This is a genomic window from Acidovorax facilis, from assembly GCF_023913775.1.
GTDB classification, from domain to species: domain Bacteria; phylum Pseudomonadota; class Gammaproteobacteria; order Burkholderiales; family Burkholderiaceae_C; genus Acidovorax; species Acidovorax facilis.
In genome coordinates this window covers 1-16,852 of sequence record NZ_JAMXAX010000021.1, presented here as the reverse complement: position 1 = coordinate 16,852, position 16,852 = coordinate 1, and the positions used below count along the sequence as shown (strand labels likewise).

13 protein-coding genes and 1 pseudogene are annotated in these 16,852 nt (G+C 64.2%); 7 read left to right on the top strand and 7 right to left on the bottom strand.

Features of this window, described 5'->3' with window-relative positions; all coding sequences use genetic code 11:
- Positions 1-15: 15 nt before the first annotated feature.
- Complete coding sequence (gene nirB / locus NFX52_RS09155; RefSeq protein ID WP_055400221.1) at positions 16-2,460, bottom strand: nitrite reductase large subunit NirB; 2,445 nt, start codon at positions 2,458-2,460, stop codon at positions 16-18.
- Positions 2,461-2,813: 353 nt separating this feature from the next.
- Here nirB and NFX52_RS09150 point away from each other — a divergent pair, with 353 nt between their 5' ends.
- Positions 2,814-4,577, top strand: coding sequence for a bifunctional protein-serine/threonine kinase/phosphatase (locus NFX52_RS09150; protein WP_055400223.1), 1,764 nt, complete (start codon positions 2,814-2,816; stop codon positions 4,575-4,577).
- A gap of 205 nt (positions 4,578-4,782) precedes the next feature.
- On the opposite strand, the gene NFX52_RS09145 is transcribed toward NFX52_RS09150, so the two are convergent.
- Positions 4,783-6,000, bottom strand: coding sequence for an MFS transporter (locus tag NFX52_RS09145; protein WP_029413424.1), 1,218 nt, complete (start codon positions 5,998-6,000; stop codon positions 4,783-4,785).
- A 510-nt stretch (positions 6,001-6,510) separates the two neighbouring features.
- Between NFX52_RS09145 and NFX52_RS09140 the strand changes: the two genes are divergently transcribed.
- Complete coding sequence (locus NFX52_RS09140; protein ID WP_055400225.1) at positions 6,511-8,169, top strand: methyl-accepting chemotaxis protein; 1,659 nt, start codon at positions 6,511-6,513, stop codon at positions 8,167-8,169.
- A 125-nt stretch (positions 8,170-8,294) separates the two neighbouring features.
- Here NFX52_RS09140 and gntR read toward each other — a convergent pair whose 3' ends face one another.
- On the bottom strand, positions 8,295-9,320 hold the full coding sequence (gene gntR, locus NFX52_RS09135) for an HTH-type transcriptional regulator GntR (protein ID WP_055400227.1): 1,026 nt from the start codon (positions 9,318-9,320) through the stop codon (positions 8,295-8,297).
- 205 nt (positions 9,321-9,525) lie between these two features.
- Here gntR and NFX52_RS09130 point away from each other — a divergent pair, with 205 nt between their 5' ends.
- The 4 genes from NFX52_RS09130 to NFX52_RS09115 all read left to right on the top strand — a co-directional run bounded on the left by NFX52_RS09130 (position 9,526) and on the right by NFX52_RS09115 (position 13,049).
- The gene (locus NFX52_RS09130) at positions 9,526-10,011 is read left to right on the top strand and encodes a gluconokinase (RefSeq protein ID WP_055400229.1); all 486 of its coding nucleotides are present in this window, start codon (positions 9,526-9,528) and stop codon (positions 10,009-10,011) included.
- A complete protein-coding gene (locus NFX52_RS09125; RefSeq protein WP_055400231.1) occupies positions 10,008-10,529 on the top strand; it encodes a TRAP transporter small permease in 522 nt (173 codons plus the stop codon). The genes NFX52_RS09130 and NFX52_RS09125 overlap by 4 nt, the downstream gene beginning before the upstream one ends.
- Before the next feature lie 12 nt (positions 10,530-10,541).
- Positions 10,542-11,834 carry a TRAP transporter large permease gene (locus tag NFX52_RS09120; RefSeq protein ID WP_055400289.1) on the top strand — a complete coding sequence of 431 codons (1,293 nt, stop codon included), beginning with the start codon at positions 10,542-10,544 and terminating at the stop codon, positions 11,832-11,834.
- A gap of 195 nt (positions 11,835-12,029) precedes the next feature.
- Positions 12,030-13,049: a TRAP transporter substrate-binding protein gene (locus NFX52_RS09115; protein WP_055400233.1), complete on the top strand. Its 1,020-nt coding sequence runs from the start codon at positions 12,030-12,032 to the stop codon at positions 13,047-13,049.
- A 118-nt stretch (positions 13,050-13,167) separates the two neighbouring features.
- Here the strand turns inward: NFX52_RS09115 and NFX52_RS09110 are convergent, their stop codons facing one another.
- Positions 13,168-13,461 (bottom strand): hypothetical protein, encoded by a 294-nt coding sequence (locus NFX52_RS09110; protein ID WP_055400235.1) that lies wholly within the window; start codon positions 13,459-13,461, stop codon positions 13,168-13,170.
- A gap of 84 nt (positions 13,462-13,545) precedes the next feature.
- The gene (locus tag NFX52_RS09105) at positions 13,546-13,836 is read right to left on the bottom strand and encodes a DUF4148 domain-containing protein (RefSeq protein ID WP_055400238.1); all 291 of its coding nucleotides are present in this window, start codon (positions 13,834-13,836) and stop codon (positions 13,546-13,548) included.
- Between the two features lie 535 nt (positions 13,837-14,371).
- Between NFX52_RS09105 and NFX52_RS09100 the strand changes: the two are divergent.
- Positions 14,372-14,812 (top strand): annotated as a pseudogene (locus tag NFX52_RS09100) (CBS domain-containing protein).
- Positions 14,813-15,041: 229 nt separating this feature from the next.
- Here the strand turns inward: NFX52_RS09100 and NFX52_RS09095 are convergent.
- Both NFX52_RS09095 and ntrB read right to left on the bottom strand, forming a co-directional pair.
- On the bottom strand, positions 15,042-15,881 hold the full coding sequence (locus tag NFX52_RS09095; RefSeq protein WP_055400240.1) for an ABC transporter ATP-binding protein: 840 nt from the start codon (positions 15,879-15,881) through the stop codon (positions 15,042-15,044).
- The gene (gene ntrB, locus NFX52_RS09090; protein WP_055400242.1) at positions 15,878-16,828 is read right to left on the bottom strand and encodes a nitrate ABC transporter permease; all 951 of its coding nucleotides are present in this window, start codon (positions 16,826-16,828) and stop codon (positions 15,878-15,880) included. The genes NFX52_RS09095 and ntrB overlap by 4 nt, the downstream gene beginning before the upstream one ends.
- Positions 16,829-16,852: the final 24 nt, after the last annotated feature.

The window sequence follows — 16,852 nt, the reverse complement described above, 5'->3', positions numbered from 1 at the left end:
GCGATCAGGTGTTCATCAGGCGCCCAAAGGGGCAAACTGGCGCGTGTCCACCGCCGCCTTGTCAAACTCGAACCACGGGTCGGGCTCGCCGTCCAGCGCAAACTGCAGCTGCTCCCACAGGGCCTTGCGGCCTTCGTGGTCGTCGAGGATGCGCTTTTTCACGTAGTCCAGGCCCACGCGGTCCACGTAGTGCACGGTGCGCTCCAGGTACCAGCCTTCCTGCCGGTACAGCTCGCAGAATGCGCCGGTGTACTCCAGCACTTCTTCCGACGTCTTGAGCTTGGTGAAGAAGTGCGCCACCTCGGTCTTGATGCCGCCGTTGCCGGCCACGTACATTTCCCAGCCGCTGTCCACACCGATGATGCCCACGTCCTTGATGCCGGCCTCGGCGCAATTGCGCGGGCAGCCGCTCACGGCAAATTTCACCTTGTGCGGTGCATACATGCGCCACATGGCGCGCTCCAGATCCTTGCCCATCTGGGTGCTGTCTTGTGTGCCCATGCGGCACCACTCGCTGCCCACGCAGGTCTTCACGGTGCGCAGGGCCTTGGCATAGGCATGGCCGCTGGGCATGCCGATGTCCTTCCACACGTTGACCAGGTCTTCCTTCTTCACGCCCAGCAGATCAATACGCTGGCCGCCCGTGACCTTGACGGTGGGGATCTTGTATTTGTCCACCGCATCGGCAATGCGGCGCAGCTCGTCGGCCGTGGTCTCCCCGCCCCACATGCGCGGGATCACGCTGTAGGTGCCGTCTTTCTGGATGTTGGCGTGGCTGCGTTCGTTGATGAAGCGGCTTTGCGGGTCGTCCTTGGCTTCTTTCGGCCAGGTGCTGATGAGGTAGTAATTGACCGCCGGGCGACAGGTGGCGCAGCCGTTGGGCGTCTTCCATTCCATGAACTTGAACACCTCGGCAATGCTGACCAGCTTGCTGCCGCGGATCGCGTCGCGCACGGCCTGGTGGCCGTGGTCGGTGCAGCCGCACATGGCCTTGGTCTTGGGCGTGGCGCTGTAGTCGCCACCGGCGGTGAACATGATGATCTGTTCCACCAGCCCCGTGCACGAGCCGCAGCTGGCGCTGGCCTTGGTGTGCTTGCGCACCTCGTCCAGCGTGAACAGGCCTTTGTCCTTGATGGCCTTGCAGATCGCGCCCTTGGTCACGCCATTGCAGCCGCACACCTCGTCGCTGTCCTGCATGGCGGCGGCTTTGCTCTGGCCCTGGTGGCCGGTGTCGCCCAGGTGCGATTCGCCAAACATCAGCTTGTCGCGGATGTCGCTCACGCTGCGGCCGTCGCGCAGCAGCTTGAAGTACCAGCTACCGTCCACAGTGTCGCCATACAGGCAGGCGCCCACGAGCTTGTCGTCCTTGATGACGAGCTTTTTGTACACGCCACCGAAGGGGTCGCTCATCACGATCTCCTCGGTGTCGTCTCCTCCTTGAAAGTCTCCGGCCGAGAACAGGTCGATGCCCGTCACCTTGAGCTTGGTGGACGTGAGCGAGCCCTGGTAGCGGCCGATGCCGAATTCCGCCAGGTGGTTGGCCAGCACCTTGCCCTGCTCGAACAGCGGGGCCACCAAGCCATAGGCAATGCCCCGGTGCGCGGCGCATTCGCCCACGGCATAGATGCGGGCGTCGGTGGTGGTCTGCAGCGTGTCGCTGACCACAATGCCGCGGTTCACGTGCAGGCGCATCTTTTCGGCCAGGGCGGTGTTGGGGCGGATGCCCACGGCCATCACCACCAGGTCGGCGGGCACCTCGGTGCCGTCCTTGAACTTCACGCTGGCCACGCGGCCTTCGGCGTTGCCCACCAGCTCCTGCGTCTGCGCCTTCATCAAGAACTGCATGCCGCGCTCCTGCAGCGACTTTTGCAGCATCTTCCCGGCCACGTCGTCCAGCTGCCGTTCCATCAGCCAGTCGCCCACATGCACCACGCTCACTTGCATGCCGCGCTTCATCAGGCCGTTGGCGGCCTCCAGGCCCAGCAGGCCGCCGCCGATGACCACGGCATGCTTGTACGTGGCGGCCGCGTCGATCATGGCCTGTGTGTCGGCGATGTCGCGGTAGGCCAACACGCCCTGCAAGTCTTTGCCGGGGATGGGCAGGATGAAGGGGTTGGAGCCTGTGGCGAGGATCAGTCGGTCGTATTCGGCGGTGACCACCGTGCCATCCTTGCTGGTGGCGCTGACCACGCGGCGCACGCGGTCCACGTCGGTCACCGTAAAACCGGTGTGCAGCGTGATGTGATTGTCGGCATACCAGGACCAATCGTTCAGAATGATCTCGTCGATGGTCTGCTCGCCGGCCAGCACGGGCGAGAGCAGGATGCGGTTGTAGTTGGGGTGGGGCTCGGCCCCAAACACCGTGATGTCGTAGAGATCCGGGGCAATCTTGAGCAGCTCTTCCAGCGTGCGCACACCGGCCATGCCGTTTCCTACCATCACCAGCTTGAGCTTTTTCATCGTGACTCCGTCGGTTCTATCGCCTGGGCGATTCGAAAAACAAAAAAGGCGTCCACACGATGCCGTTTCGAATTCCTGTCGAAACCGCATGTGCGGACGCCTTCGTCCGGGCAATCCACCCCTGCGCCATTGCACGGGTGGATTGCGTGACCCTGTGGGGTCGTTGCTGGAGTTAAGCAATGCTTGTGCCAGTCGATTTGCACTGAGGTGGGGCGGCTTCTGGGGGTGTTTTGAGACCCGCGTGTGGGGGGTGGTGCAGTGCTGCCCCGGCTCTGCGCAGGCGCCACGGGGGTATGCCCTTGTCTGGCGCGGGGCGCACCACCTTGGGCACGGAACCTGCAAGGAGCTGGTGCATGACTTTTGAACTGGATTTCGGCCACACCTCGCAGGCTGGGCGCAAGGAGGTGAACGAAGACTTCGCCGCGCTCGTGCTGGGCCAGGGGCGCGACCGTGAGCGCGGAGCCATCGCGGCCATCGCCGACGGCGTGAGCACCGGCGGCAATGGCCGCGAGGCCGCCCAGACTTCAGTGAACACGCTGGTGAACGACTACTTCGCCACGCCCGACACCTGGGACACCACGGTGGCGCTGGACCGCATCCTGTCCGCACACAACGGCTGGCTCGCCTCCATGAACCGGCGCCGCCAGCCTGCGGTGGGGTTGACCACGCTGACCGCGCTGGTGCTGTGTGGCCAGTCCTACACGCTGGCCCATGTGGGAGACACGCGCGCCTACCTGGTGCGCGAGGGCCGCCTGCAGCAGCTGACCACCGACCACGTCATGGCGCAGCACGATCTCAGGCACCAGCTCACCCGCGCCATGGGCCTGGACGACCACGTGGTGGTGGACTACAGCCAGGGCGAGCTGCGCAGCGGCGACCTGTTTGTGCTGCTGTCGGACGGCGTGCACGGCAGCGTGCCCGAGCGCGAACTGCGCCAGCTGCTGCGCCAGGAGATACCGGCCCAGGCGCTCACCGACGAGCTGGTGCAGGTTGCCCTGCGCCGTGGCAGCAGCGACAACGTGACCGCGCTGGTGGTGCGGGTGCAGGGCGCGCTGGAGGCCACGCTGCAAGACGAATCGCGCCGCGCCCAGGACCTGCCCGTGCTGCCCCTGCTCAAGGTGGGCGACACCGTGGATGGCCTCACGGTGACAGCCATCGTGGCCGACAACGGCATCCACCGGCTGTACCAGGTGCGCGACGGGGCCACGCAGCGGCTGTATGCCCTCAAGACCCTGCTGCCCGCGCGCGCCCACGACGCCGAAGAACGCGCCACGCTGGCGCACGAGGCCTGGGTGGCGCGGCGCATGCAGTCGGGCCAGGCCGCCGCCCATCTGGCGCGGCTCAACGACTGGCCGGTGGGAGACGGCGGCTTTGGCGATGGCGCCGCAGCCAGCGCGTTTTACCTGCTGTACGACTGGCATTCCGGCGACACGCTGGGGCAGCGCCTGCGCCATCGCCAGCACCTGGCCGTGGGGCAGGCTGTGACGGTGACCGTGCAGGCCGCGCGCGTGCTGGGCTGGCTGCACCGCCAGGGCGTGGTGCACCGCGACATCAAGCCCGACAACCTGCACCTGGGCGACGACGGGGTGCTGCGTGTGCTGGACCTGGGCGTGGCCCTCTCAGGCCGCGAGCCCGAGGCCACACGCCGCCTGCACGCGGGCACCCCCAGCTACATGAACCCCGAGCAGTGGCCGGGCTACGAACGCAACGGAGACCCGTCCGGCCAGTTGCCCGATGCGGGCAGCGACCTGTTTGCGCTGGGTGTCACGCTGTACCAGCTGCTCAGCCAGGGGCGCCTGCCTTATGGCGAGGTGGTGCAGTACCAGCTGGGCCGCTACCACCGCGACCCCGTGGCCCCCAGCCGCCACAACCCGGGCGTCCCCATCTGGCTCGACCAGATCGCCTTGAAGGCCGTGGCCCGCAACCGCACGCAGCGCTTCGAAACGGCGGAGGAGCTGCTGCTGGCCCTGGAGCGCGGTGCCTCCCGGCCCTTGTCGGCCTCCGGCCCGCAGCCGCTGATGCAGCGCGACGCCACCGCCTTGTGGAAGATCGCGCTCGCGGTGAGCGTGCTGGTGAATCTGCTGCTGATTTACTGGTTGCTGTTCCTGCCCCGGTAAGGGCCGGTGGTGGTGATTTGCTACTGAAAATATAGCTGCTGGCGCTTATGGGGTGAGCGCTGGTGCCTGTTTTTGCTTGATTGCAGAGCGTCGAGGTGGTGCGCGGTCTCTGAAACCGGCGCGGCCCCCGCCGGGATGCCGGGCAGGGGCCGTTCGCGCGGTCCATGCCCCCACACCACGGGGGCAGGCAGGAAGCCGCAACGCCTCAGGAAGAAGTCCTGGCCCGTCCGCCGCGTTCGGCCCAGGTCCGCGTCCAGCGGATCTGCATCACGCGCAGCAGCAGCAGCATGGCCAGTGCACACACTGCGATGCCCACAAAGCCCCACAGGTACGTGCCGGTGTACTGGCGCGAAATGCCCATGCCGTTGGGGATAAGGCCACCGCCCAGCGCGCCGATCTCGCCGATCATCGAGCCCGCCACCGCCGTGGTCAGTGGCCAGCGCAACGGCACCAGCTGGAACAGTGCGCCGTTGCCAGCGCCCAGCGCTGCAAAACACACCAGGAACAGCAGCATGGTGATGGGCAGTGAGTTCTCTGCCAGGCCGCACAGCACCATGCTCACGGCCGTGATGGCGAGCACACCCGTCAGTGTGTTGACGCCGCCCCAGTGGTCCGACAGCCAGCCGCCAAACACGCGCAGGGCCGCGCCCAGAAAGGCCGCCATCATCGTGAGCTGGCCTGCCTGCACCTTGCTCACGCTGAACTGGTCGTAGAAGTAGCTGGGCAAAAAGGCGGTGAGGCCGATGAAGCCGCCAAACGTCACGGCGTAGATCAGGCTGAAGGCCCAGCCGTCCTTTTCGAACAGGCAGGCAATGTGTTCACGAAAGCTGCTGTGGGCCGCAAGGTCTGGAGGTTCTTTGGCGTAGATGGCCATCACCAGCGCGGGGATGGCCACGCTCACGGCGGCAAAACCATACACGGCCTGCCAACCGAACTTTTGCGCCAGCGCGGGGGCCAGCAGGGCGGCCACCGCCGTACCCACGTTGCCGGCACCCACGATGCCCATGGCCAGGCCCTTGTAGCGCGGCGGAAACGAGCCCGAGCCCAGCGACAGCGCCACACCAAAGCTGGCTCCCGCCACACCCAGCAGAATGCCCATGGCCAGCAGGTCGTTGTAGGTGTGCACGAACAGGAAACCGTAGCCCATGGCCAGGAAGATGCCCGCCATCTCGACCAGCGTGGCGTTCTTGCGGCCGATGTACTGCGCCAGGATGCCCAGCGGAAAACGCATGAGCGCACCCGCAAAGATGGGGATGGACAGCATCATGCCCATCTGCGTCGGCGTGAGCTGGAAGGCCTCGCGGATGAAAGGAGCCATCGCGCCGTTGATCACCCAGATTGCGCACGAGAAGCCGAAATAGAGGAACGACGACCACAGCGTGGGGGCGTGGCCTGACTTGAGAAATTCTCGAAATTGAAGCATGGCGATCTTGCGCAAAGAGGCTGCAGTGCTGTTGCCAGCACACCCGCAGCCGGGCAGAAAACAAAAAGACGCCAACACGGGCTCTGCGGGCTTGGTTGTTTGCCAGCCCCAGCACACCCCATGAAGACGCCAACGTCTTGTTCGCCCAATCCGCCGTTGCACCGGGCTACCACGCAGCCTGCGTTGGCTGCACGGGAGTCAAGCAATGCTTGTGCCAGCGAGTTGTGGCATCGCATGGGGGGTAAAAATTTGGTTTCGCTTTTTGCTGCAAATGCTTCTTGCTATAAAAAATATAGCTTCTTTTCCAGAATCACTGAATTGGTGCGCGGTCATTTGGGGAGAAGGCATGGGTTTGGTGCAAGGCATCGTTTTGGGGATTGCTTGACGGTGGTCATGCCTCGCGCATTCAATGTTTCCCAATAGCCCAACTCAGGCATAGCATGAAAGTGGCATTTTGAATCGCTGAGTTCTCCGGTGGAGCACGAGGCGCCTCCTGGAAAGGGTTTCCCTATGCGCGTCAATCTCCCGATCAGCAGCCAGGAATATGCCTTTCCCAAAGGCCAGACGCTGGTGTCCACCACCGATCTCAAGGGCCGCATCCTGTACTGCAACCCGATGTTCATCGAGGTCAGCGGCTACGAAAAGCAGGAGCTTCTGGGCCAGCCCCACAACATGATCCGCCACCCGGATATGCCCGAAGAAGCGTTCCGGGACATGTGGGAAACCATTGCCAGTGGCAATCCGTGGTCGGCGCCAGTCAAGAACCGGCGCAAAGACGGTACGTTTTACTGGGTGATGGCCAACGTCACCCCGCTCATGCAGGGCGACCAGCCCACGGGCTACATGTCCGTGCGCACCGAGGCCACCCGCGACCAGATACAGGCCGCCGACCAGCTCTACCGCCAGATGCAGGCCGAAAAACAGGCCGGAACCCTGGTGCACGTGCTGCGCGAGGGGCAGATCGTCAAGAACACGCCCTGGGGGCGCATGGCCCGCGCAGTGCAGCTCGGGCCGCTCGGCAAGATTATGCTGTGCACGCTGCTGCTGGTGTTCGCGTCGTGGGGGGCTGCGCTGCTGGGCGGGCACACCATGACCGTCGCGGCGGGCGCAGCCTGGCTGGGCGTGGTGCTGCTGGCCCTGGGCATGGCGGTGTACCTGCACCGGGCCACCGTGGCGCCGTTGTCGCAGATGCTGCGCTGGGCCAACCGCATGGCCGCAGGCGACCTTACCCAGAAGATTGCGGCGTCGCGCAGCGACACCGTGGGTCAGCTGCAAAAGGCGCTGGCCCAGCTCAATGTGAACCTGTTGTCCATCGTGCGCGATGCGCGCCAGGAGAGCGAACACATGCAGCTATCCACCCGCGAGATCGCGCAGGGCAACCAGGACCTGTCGGAACGCACCGAAGCCCAGGCCAGCAACCTGGAGCAGACGGCGGCGTCGATGGAGGAAATCACCGGCACCGTCAAGCAGACGGCCGAATCGGCCCGCCAAGCCACCGTGCTGGCCACCCAGGCCACCCAGATGGCTGAGCGCAGCAGCGAAGCCGTGGACGGCGTGGCCAGCACCATGAAGCAGATCCAGACTGCCTCCGGCCGCATCCGCGAGATCACCCAGCTCATCGACTCCATTGCGTTTCAGACCAATATCCTCGCGCTCAACGCCGCCGTGGAGGCCGCGCGTGCGGGTGAGCAGGGGCGAGGGTTTGCGGTGGTGGCCTCCGAGGTGCGCAGCCTGTCGCACCGTACGCTCTCTGCCGCCAAGGAAATCCGGCAGCTCATCGACGACTCGGCCACCAAGGTGAGCGAAGGCCACGCAAAGACCGACGCAGCGCAGAAGACCATGACCGAATCGCTGGAGCTGGTGCGCCGCGTGAACACGCTGATCGGTGAAATTCACAGCGCGTCCAACGAACAGCTCAGCGGCATCTCTCAGGTCAACGCCGCTGTGGCGCAACTGGACACCATCACGCAGCAGAACGCCGCGCTGGTGGAGGAAAACGCCGCCTCGGCGATGCAGCTCAACGGGCAGGCGCAGACGATGACCGAGACGGTGCAGGTGTTCCGCATCGATGCGTCGGCGCCCAGCCAGGCGCGGGATGCGGTGGCGTTGCGCAAGGAGATGAAGGCTGGCAAGGGCGCATCGTCGTCCAGCCGCGCCTTGGCGGTCTGAGCGCCAAGGGATTTCACGCAGTCTTGGAACCTGGCACGGTGCCATCACCATTGCCACCGTGGAACGGCTTCGCAAGGCCACAGGTGGCGTCCCCCTGGGGGAAGACGCGAAGCGGCCCAAGGGGCTTATGTACTTGCCCGCACTGTCAGCTCAAACCCCAGATTCACTGAATTTTTCTCCGGCATCTCGCCCCGCATCAGCGTCAGCAGCATCTGCGCACTGGCCTCTCCGATGGCCGAGCGCGGGGTGCGTACGGTGGTCAGCGGCGGCAGCATCTGGTCGCTGCCTGCCAGATCGTTAAAGCCGGCGATGGCCACGCGGCCAGGCACGTCCAGACCCAGACGCTGGGCGGCCAGCAGACCACCCTGCGCGAGGTCGTCGTTGCAGAAGAACACGGCGTCCACGCCAGGGCGGGTGCGCAGCACCTCTTCCAGCAGCTCTGCGCCCAGGCGGATGGATGAAGGCTGCGGGCTGAGCAGCTCCAGCCGGGGGTCGTACATCCCCGCCTCGCGCAGGCAACGGCGGTAGCCTTCGGCGCGCTGCATGGTGCGTGGGTCCAGCTGGGCGGCAACGAATGCGATGTTCTTGTGGCCGCGCGACAGCAGGTGGGTTGTCATCGCATGGCCTGCGTCCTGCTGTGAAAAGCCCACGCAGAACACGCCGGGTGCGGGCGTCATTTCCATCAAGTGCACGCAGGGCACGCCGCTGGTGGCAATCATGTGGCGGGCGGCCTCGGTGCGGTCAAAGCCCGTGACGAGCAGGCCCGCAGGGCGGTGGGCCAGGTAGGTGCGCAGTAGCTGCTCTTCTTCCTGCGGGTCGTAGTGCGTCACGCCAATCAGGGCTTGGTAGCCGTGCGGGAAGAGGGTGCGGTGCACGGCCTCCAGCACGTCTACAAACAGTGCGTTGGACAGCAGCGGTACCAGCACCGGCACCTGCACACTGCGCTGCGAGGCCAGTGCGCGGGCGGCGGGGTCGGGCACGTAGCCCAGTTGTGCGGCGGCGTCTTTCACACGCTGCACCAGTTCTTGCGCCACGCCGCGCTCGCCGCGCAGGGCACGGGACGCGGTGATGGGGCTCACCTCGGCGGCCTTGGCCACGTCGTTCAGCGTGATGCGGCCGCTGGAGCGGCGTCTTGTCTCGGGTTTGTTCAAGGGTTAACCCTCATGGGGGTTGAGATTGATCTGGTTAGGATAGCGCTGTCCAAGCGATGGAGCAAGGCGATGCCCGCCATTTTGGATGAAGTTGAAGAACTTGCCACAGTTTGTGCGGCATCCGGGAGCGGATGCCTTTTTTACGGATTGCTTGGATAGCGCTACCAATATGAGTGTTTTGCCGTCAACGGTTTATCTGGTGGTCATGGGTGTGGCTGGATGTGGCAAGTCCAGCCTCGGCGCTGCGCTGGCGCAGGCCGAAGGGCTGCCCCTGATCGAAGGGGACGACCACCACAGCCCGGCCAGCCGCGAAAAGATGCGCCAGGGTATTGCCCTGACCGACGAAGACCGCGAGGGCTGGCTGGCCACGCTGGGGCAATTGCTGCAGGCGCACCCGCACGGCGCGGTGCTGACCTGCTCTTCGCTCAAGAAGGCCTACCGAGACCGGCTGCGCGGCGCCTGTCCGGGGTTGCGGTTCGTGTTCCTGGAGATCGACCGCGCCAACGCAGGCCAACGTGTGGCGGCGCGCGCGGGCACCCATTTCTTTTCCAGCGCGCTGGTGGAAAGCCAGTTCGCCACGCTGGAGTCACCGGTGGGCGAGGCGGGCGTGTTGCGGCTCGATGCGCTGTTGGATCTGGCCACGCTGCAGCAACAGGCTTCGGCCTGGATCGCCGCCCAGGAGTCTGCATGAATTCCCCCGCACAACAAGCGCAACTGCAGCCGTCGCTCAGCCGGTTCGCCAGGATCTCCCAGCTGCTGATGGCCAGTTGCCTCGGCGTGATGGCCGTGGCGGTGTTCATCAACGTGGTGCTGCGCTACGGCTTTGGCAGCGGTGTGGCGGCCAGCGAAGAGCTGTCGCGCCTGCTGTTTGTCTGGATGGTTTTTATCGGTGCCGCAGCGGCCTACCCCGCCGGTGAGCACATGGCTTTTACCAGTCTGGCGGGCCTGTTGGCAAAGCGCCCGGTGGCCTTTGGCCTGTTGACGGCCGTGATCCGGCTGCTCGTGATCAGCGCAAGCGCCATGTTGGCCTGGGGCGCCTGGCAGCAGGTAGTGGTGGGCATGGGCAGCCGCTCCGTCGTCATGGCCTACCCGGCGGCGTTGCTACCACTGCCGGCCTTTTTGTGCGCGGTGGCCATCGGAGTGATGGCGGTCATCGAGTTGATTCAACGCAAGCCGCTGGACCTCGGTCACGGCGCCGAGGTGGAGTAAGTGATGATGGCCATGGGACCCGAAGCGCAGGCTTTTATCGTTTTTTCGCTGGGCATGCTGGTGCTGATGGGCACCGGCATGAACATGGGCCTGGCCCTGGTGCTCACTGGCGCTGGCATGGCCTGGGTGCTGGATTTTTTCGACACGCAATTGCTCGCGCAGAACCTCGTGGCCGGGGTGGACAGCTTTCCGCTGCTGGCCGTGCCGTTCTTCATCCTGGCCGGTGAGCTGATGAACTCAGGCGGCATCAGCCGTCGCATCATCGACATGGCGCAGGCATGGGTGGGGCATATCCGGGGCGGGCTGGGCTATGTGGCCATCGGCGCTGCGGTGCTGATGGCCAGCATGAGCGGGTCGGCCCTGGCCGACACGGCCGCGCTGGCCACCATCCTGCTGCCCATGATGCGCCAGCAGGGCTACCCGATGAACACCTCGGCAGGGCTGATCGCCTCGGGCGGGATCATTGCGCCCATCATTCCGCCGTCCATGCCGTTCGTGATCTATGGCGTGACGACCAACACCTCGATCTCGGCGCTGTTTGTGTCGGGCATCGTGCCTGGCTTGATGATGGGCGCGGGCCTTATCTTTGCCTGGCGCTGGGTGCTGCGCGGCTTGGATCTGCCCAAGGGCGAACCCTTGCCCGCCAAGGACCGCTTGCGCGCCACGGCACGCGCCTTCTGGGCCATGCTGATGCCGCTCATCATCATAGGCGGCATGAAGACGGGGGTTTTCACCCCCACCGAGGCCGCCGTGGTGGCCGCGTTCTATGCGCTGGCGGTGGCACTTTTCATCCACCGCGAGATGAAGCTGGCGGACATCTATGGCGTACTGGTGCGTGCGGCCAAGACGACTTCCATCGTGATGTTCTTGTGCGCCGGTGCCCAGGTGGCCAGCTACATGATCACGCTGGCCGACCTGCCCAATGTGCTGACCAGCTGGCTGGGCCCGCTGGTGGAGAACCCGCGCCTGTTGATGGCCGTGATGATGATCGTGCTGGTGCTCATCGGCACGGCGCTGGACCTCACGCCCACCATCCTGATCTTTGCGCCCGTGATGCTGCCCATCGCCGTCAAGGCGGGGATCGACCCGGTGTACTTCGGCTTGATGTTTGTGCTCAACGGCGCCATCGGCCTCATCACGCCGCCCGTGGGCACCGTGCTCAATGTGGTGGCCGGGGTGGGGCGCATCTCGATGCACAGCGTGATCAAGGGCGTGAACCCGTTCCTCTTCACCTACGTGCTGATCCTCGCGCTGCTGGTGGCGTTCCCGCAGATCGTGACAGCCCCTTTGGTGTGGATGAGGTGAGATGAAGCACCCCCTGAGTCGCTTCGCGCCTTCACCCCTCTCTCGCCTCGCTGCGCGATGCGGGAGGGGGACGCCGCCAGCGCGGCGGGGCGGCCCTTGCGCGGCGGCCGCTGGTGCGGTGTGTGCCAGTTCGCCCACCTCGCCTCTTTGATTCTTTTTCCCGTGCCTTTCTTTTCCTTGCCAATGGAGACAACCATGAAAACTTTCCGCCGTACCCTGCTCGCCGCCCTGTCGGTGGCCGCCATCACCTGCTCGTTCCAGGTGGCTGCGCAAGACTTCAAGCCGCGCATCATCCGTTTTGGCTACGGCCTCAACGAAGTGTCCAACCAGGGCCGTGCCACCAAGCTGTTTGCCGAAGAGGTCGAAAAAGCCTCAGGCGGCAAGATGAAGGTGCGCGCCATCGGCGCCGCCGCGCTGGGTTCGGACGTGCAAATGCAGCAGGCGCTGATCGGTGGCGCGCAGGAGATGATGGTGGGCTCCACCGCCACGCTGGTGGGTATCACCAAAGAAATGGCGATCTGGGACACGCCCTTCCTGTTCAACAACGCCAAGGAAGCCGACGTGGTGCTGGATGGCCCCGTGGGCCAGAAGGTGATGGACAAGCTGCAGGAAAAGGGCCTGGTGGGCCTGGTGTACTGGGAGAACGGCTTTCGCAACCTCACCAACAGCAAGCGCCCCGTCAACAAGCTGGAAGACATGGACGGCATCAAGCTGCGCGTGATGCAGAACAACGTGTTCCTCGACAGCTTCAAGACCCTGGGCGCCAATGCCGTGCCATTGCCGTTCTCCGAACTCTTCACCGCGCTGGAGACCAAGACGGTGGACGGCCAGGAGAACCCCTACAACACCATCCTGTCGAGCAAGTTCTATGAGGTGCAGAAGTACCTCACCGTGACCAACCACGTCTACAGCCCCTGGATCGTGCTGGTGAGCAAGAAGTACTGGGACGGCCTGTCGACGGCCGAGCAGAAGGTGCTGCTCGACGCTGCCAAGAAGAGCCGCGACTTCGAACGCCAGGACACGCGTGCCGAGGCCGACAAGGCGCTGGCCGACCTGAAGGGCAAAGGCATGCAAGTGAACGAGCTGCCCGCCGCCGAAGCCAACCGCATGCGCGAAAAGCTCAGCGCCGTGAACGCGAGCATCGCTGCCAATGTGGGTGAAAGCCTGTGGAAGGATGTGCAGGGCGCCGTGGCGCAGGCACGGGCTGGCAAGTAAACCAACGCTTGTTGACGGGGCTCAGCCCCGGCAATAGAAAAGGCCGAGGCCCCATGCGGGGCCTCGGCCTTTTTGCATTTGCAATTCAGGGTCTGCGCCACAGCGCAGACCCGGCAAATTACAGCGAACCGATTTCGCCGGAAGAGATCTTGCCGGTGCGCAGCGCGTCCACAGCCTGAGCGTTCACTGCATTGCGGTCAGCCGTGGAGGTGTAGACCAGAGCACGCGAACCGACGGGGATGGCGCCGCTGGTCTGGGGCACGGTGGAGGCTTCAGCCATCACTTCAGCGCGGGTGCGGCTGGTTTCGAACTTCGTGGCGAATTGCGATGCATCGGCTTCGTCAGCCTGGGCACCGAAGGACGCGAAAGCGGCAACAGCAGCGATGGAGAGGAAACGTGCGGTCTTGTTCATGGTGAAACTCCTGTGAAATTCAAAAAATGGGGACGAGGTGTCTGGAATACGTGAAGCGCGAAGCCGTGGATTCAAAAAGGTGAATCAACCGCCTTCAGCGGGGCCCACGCGGCCAGTGCGCATGGCTTGTGCGGCAGCTTCGGCACGCACTGCAGCGCGGTCTACCGTGGACTTGTAGGTCACCACGCGGGAGCCTGCTGGCTCCTGGCTGCGCATTTGGACTGCGGCGGCGGCTTCGGCAACCACTTCGGCACGGGTGCGGTTCGTGTCGAATTTCAGGGCAAATTGCGAACCATCAGCTTCGTCAGCCTGGGCACCCAAAGAAGCGAAAGCAGCCACAGCGGCGATAGAGAGAAAACGTGCAGTCTTGTTCATGATGAAAGTCCTTGAAGTTAAAAAAAGCGTCTCAAAAAAGCCGGAGCGAAGATCAAAAGCAACGTGCTTCGCACCGGGTTCGGTGAGTCGCCTTGCGGGTTCGGCTCATCGATGGGATGAACTGTACGCCGCACGTGGATGAAGAAAAACCAGCTGGTCGCAAACTAACTGTTCCAGTTTTGGAAACAATCTAGACGCTTGTTTCCTGCCTGTGGCCAATGAGAAGAATCTCAGGCCCGCAGCCGGTCGCAAGCGATCGATCCGAGGCAAGAAGGGTGGGCGTTGATTCCTTTGGAAGTGCGTTGGACATGGGCTGTATCGTGCCCGGCCGGCGCTGCGGCGTCGTCTCGTCGCCGTTTCGGTTCTTTTCAGTTTGTTTCGGGTTCGGCCGAATGCAACAGGGTCGAAACATATGCATCGCTGTTGCCACACCGGGCCCAAAAGCGGGATAAATCGGGCTTGCGCGGCTTGCGCCCGTTGGGCTTATGGGCTGAAATCTCTCTGTACCTGTTCCAGGTGTTACGAGGGAGGTTCCATGACCGTAGTCGCCAAAATTCTTCAGTCCAAACCGGACGCCACTGTCCACACCATTGCGCCCACGGCGTCGGTGTTCGATGCGCTCAAGCTCATGGCCGACAAGGGCATCGGCGCCCTGGTGGTTACCGAGGGGGATGCCATCGTGGGCATCTTCACAGAGCGCGATTACGCGCGAAAGATCGCCCTGCTGGGCCGCACGTCAGCCGCCACGCTGGCGCGCGATGTGATGACCACCTCGGTACGCTTTGTGCGGCCCGAGCAGACCAGCGAGCAGTGCATGTAGATCATGAGTACCGGCCGCCTGCGCCACCTGCCCGTGGTGGACAACAACGGCAAACTCGTGGGCATGATCTCGATCGGGGACTTGGTCAAGGACATCATCTCCGAGCAGAAATTCATCATTGAACAGCTGGAGCAGTACATCACCGGAAGCCATTAGAGGACAACCCCCTGAGGCGCTGCGCGCCTTCCCCCTTCTCTCGAATTGCTTCGCAATTCGGGAAGGGGGACGCACCCAGCGCGGCGGGGCGGCCCTTGCGCGGGTGCACTGGTCTGGGAAAGCGAGCTTGCGGAGGCTTTGCCCTTGGCGCACACCAAAAAAGGGCTCTGACCGTATCTGGTCAGAGCCCTTTTGATTTGCCGTGTTGTCGGGCCTGGAGCCTAGCGGTTCAAGCGGCTTTTTCGACGTGCCCCTGGCGGGTGTAGAGGAAGTCGATCACTGCCTTGCGGTGGTGCACGTACTGCGGGTCTTCGGCCAGCTCCACGCGTTTGCGGGGGCGGGGCAGGTCTACCGACAGCACCTCGCCAATGGTGGCTGCGGGGCCGTTGGTCATCATCACGATCTTGTCGGACAGCAATACGGCTTCGTCCACGTCGTGGGTCACCATGACCACCGTGCTCTGGGTGCGCGCCACGATCTCCAGCAGCTCGTCCTGCAGCTTGGCGCGGGTGAGGGCGTCCAGCGCGCCAAAGGGCTCGTCCATCAGCAGCACCTGGGGCTCCATGGAGAGTGCCCGGGCAATGCCCACGCGCTGCTTCATGCCGCCAGAGATTTCACCGGGGCGCTTTTGCCCAGCGGGCGTGAGGCCCACCAGGGCCAGTACGGCGTCGGTGCGGGCCTTGAGCTGGGCCTTGGTTTCCTTGCCGCCAAACACGCGCTCCACGGCCAGGTAGATGTTGTCGAAGCAGGTGAGCCAGGGCAGCAGCGAGTGGTTCTGGAACACCACGGCGCGCTCGGGGCCGGGGCCCTTGATCTCCTTGTTGGCACACAGCAGCGCACCGTTGGTGGGCGTGGTCAGCCCGGCGATCAGATTCAAGAGCGTGGACTTGCCGCAGCCCGAGTGGCCGATCAGCGCCACGAACTCGCCCTTGGCAATCGTCAGGTTGATGTCGCGCAGCGCGGGGAACAGGCCCTTGGCCGTCTTGAAGGTCTGCTCGACGCCGTGGACTTCGATGAACTTGGTGCTCATGGAAGGGTGTGTGGATGCTGCCGTGGTGGTCGTGTTCATGCTTTCACCTCTTCAAACGTAAATGCGGTGGCCAGCTTGATGAGCGCAAACTCCAGCACCAGCCCGACGATGCCGATCACAAAGATGGCGATGATGATGTTCTTGACGTTGAGGTTGTTCCACTCGTCCCACACCCAGAAGCCGATGCCCACGCCGCCGGTCAGCATCTCGGCAGCTACGATCACCAGCCATGCGGTGCCCACGGCCAGGCGCACGCCGGTCAGCATGTAGGGCAGCACGGCGGGGAAGAGGATCTTGGTGGCGATCTTCCATTCGCTCAGGTTCAGCACGCGGGCCACGTTCATGTAGTCCTGCGGCACACGCTGCACGCCCACGGCGGTGTTGATGATCATGGGCCAGATGGAGCAGATGAAGATGGTCCAGATGGCGGCGGGGTTGGCGCCCTTGAACACCAGCAGACCGATCGGCAGCCACGCCAGAGGCGATACCGGCCGCAGCAGGCTGATGAGCGGGTTGAACATGCGCGACAGGAAGTTGAAGCGCCCGATCACGAAGCCCGCCGGAATGCCCACCAGCGCCGCCATGCCAAAGCCCACGGCCACGCGCTCCAGCGACATCAGCACATTCCAGCCCACGCCCTGGTCATTGGGGCCATTGCGGTAGAACGGGTTGCTGAAGATTTCCAGCGCCTGCTTCCATGTCTCCACCGGATTGGGGATGCTGCCGCCGGTGGTGGTGGATACCATCGCCCACAGACCGATGAGCAGGCCCAGGCCACAGAGCGGCGGCAGCACCGTCATCCAGAAACTGCGCGACAGGGCCGCCCAGTCGCGACTGGCAGGGGCGGGGCTCGCCGTTGTTTCGGCTTTGGACTGTTTTTGGCTTCTGGCGGTTGCTGGAGAAGCGCTGATAGCTACATTATTCATAGCGTTCTGTGCAACCACGGGGGCTGCATCCAACGGGGAGTGAAAGACGGCACTGACCATGGTGTTCTCCTTGGCAGGGTGGGC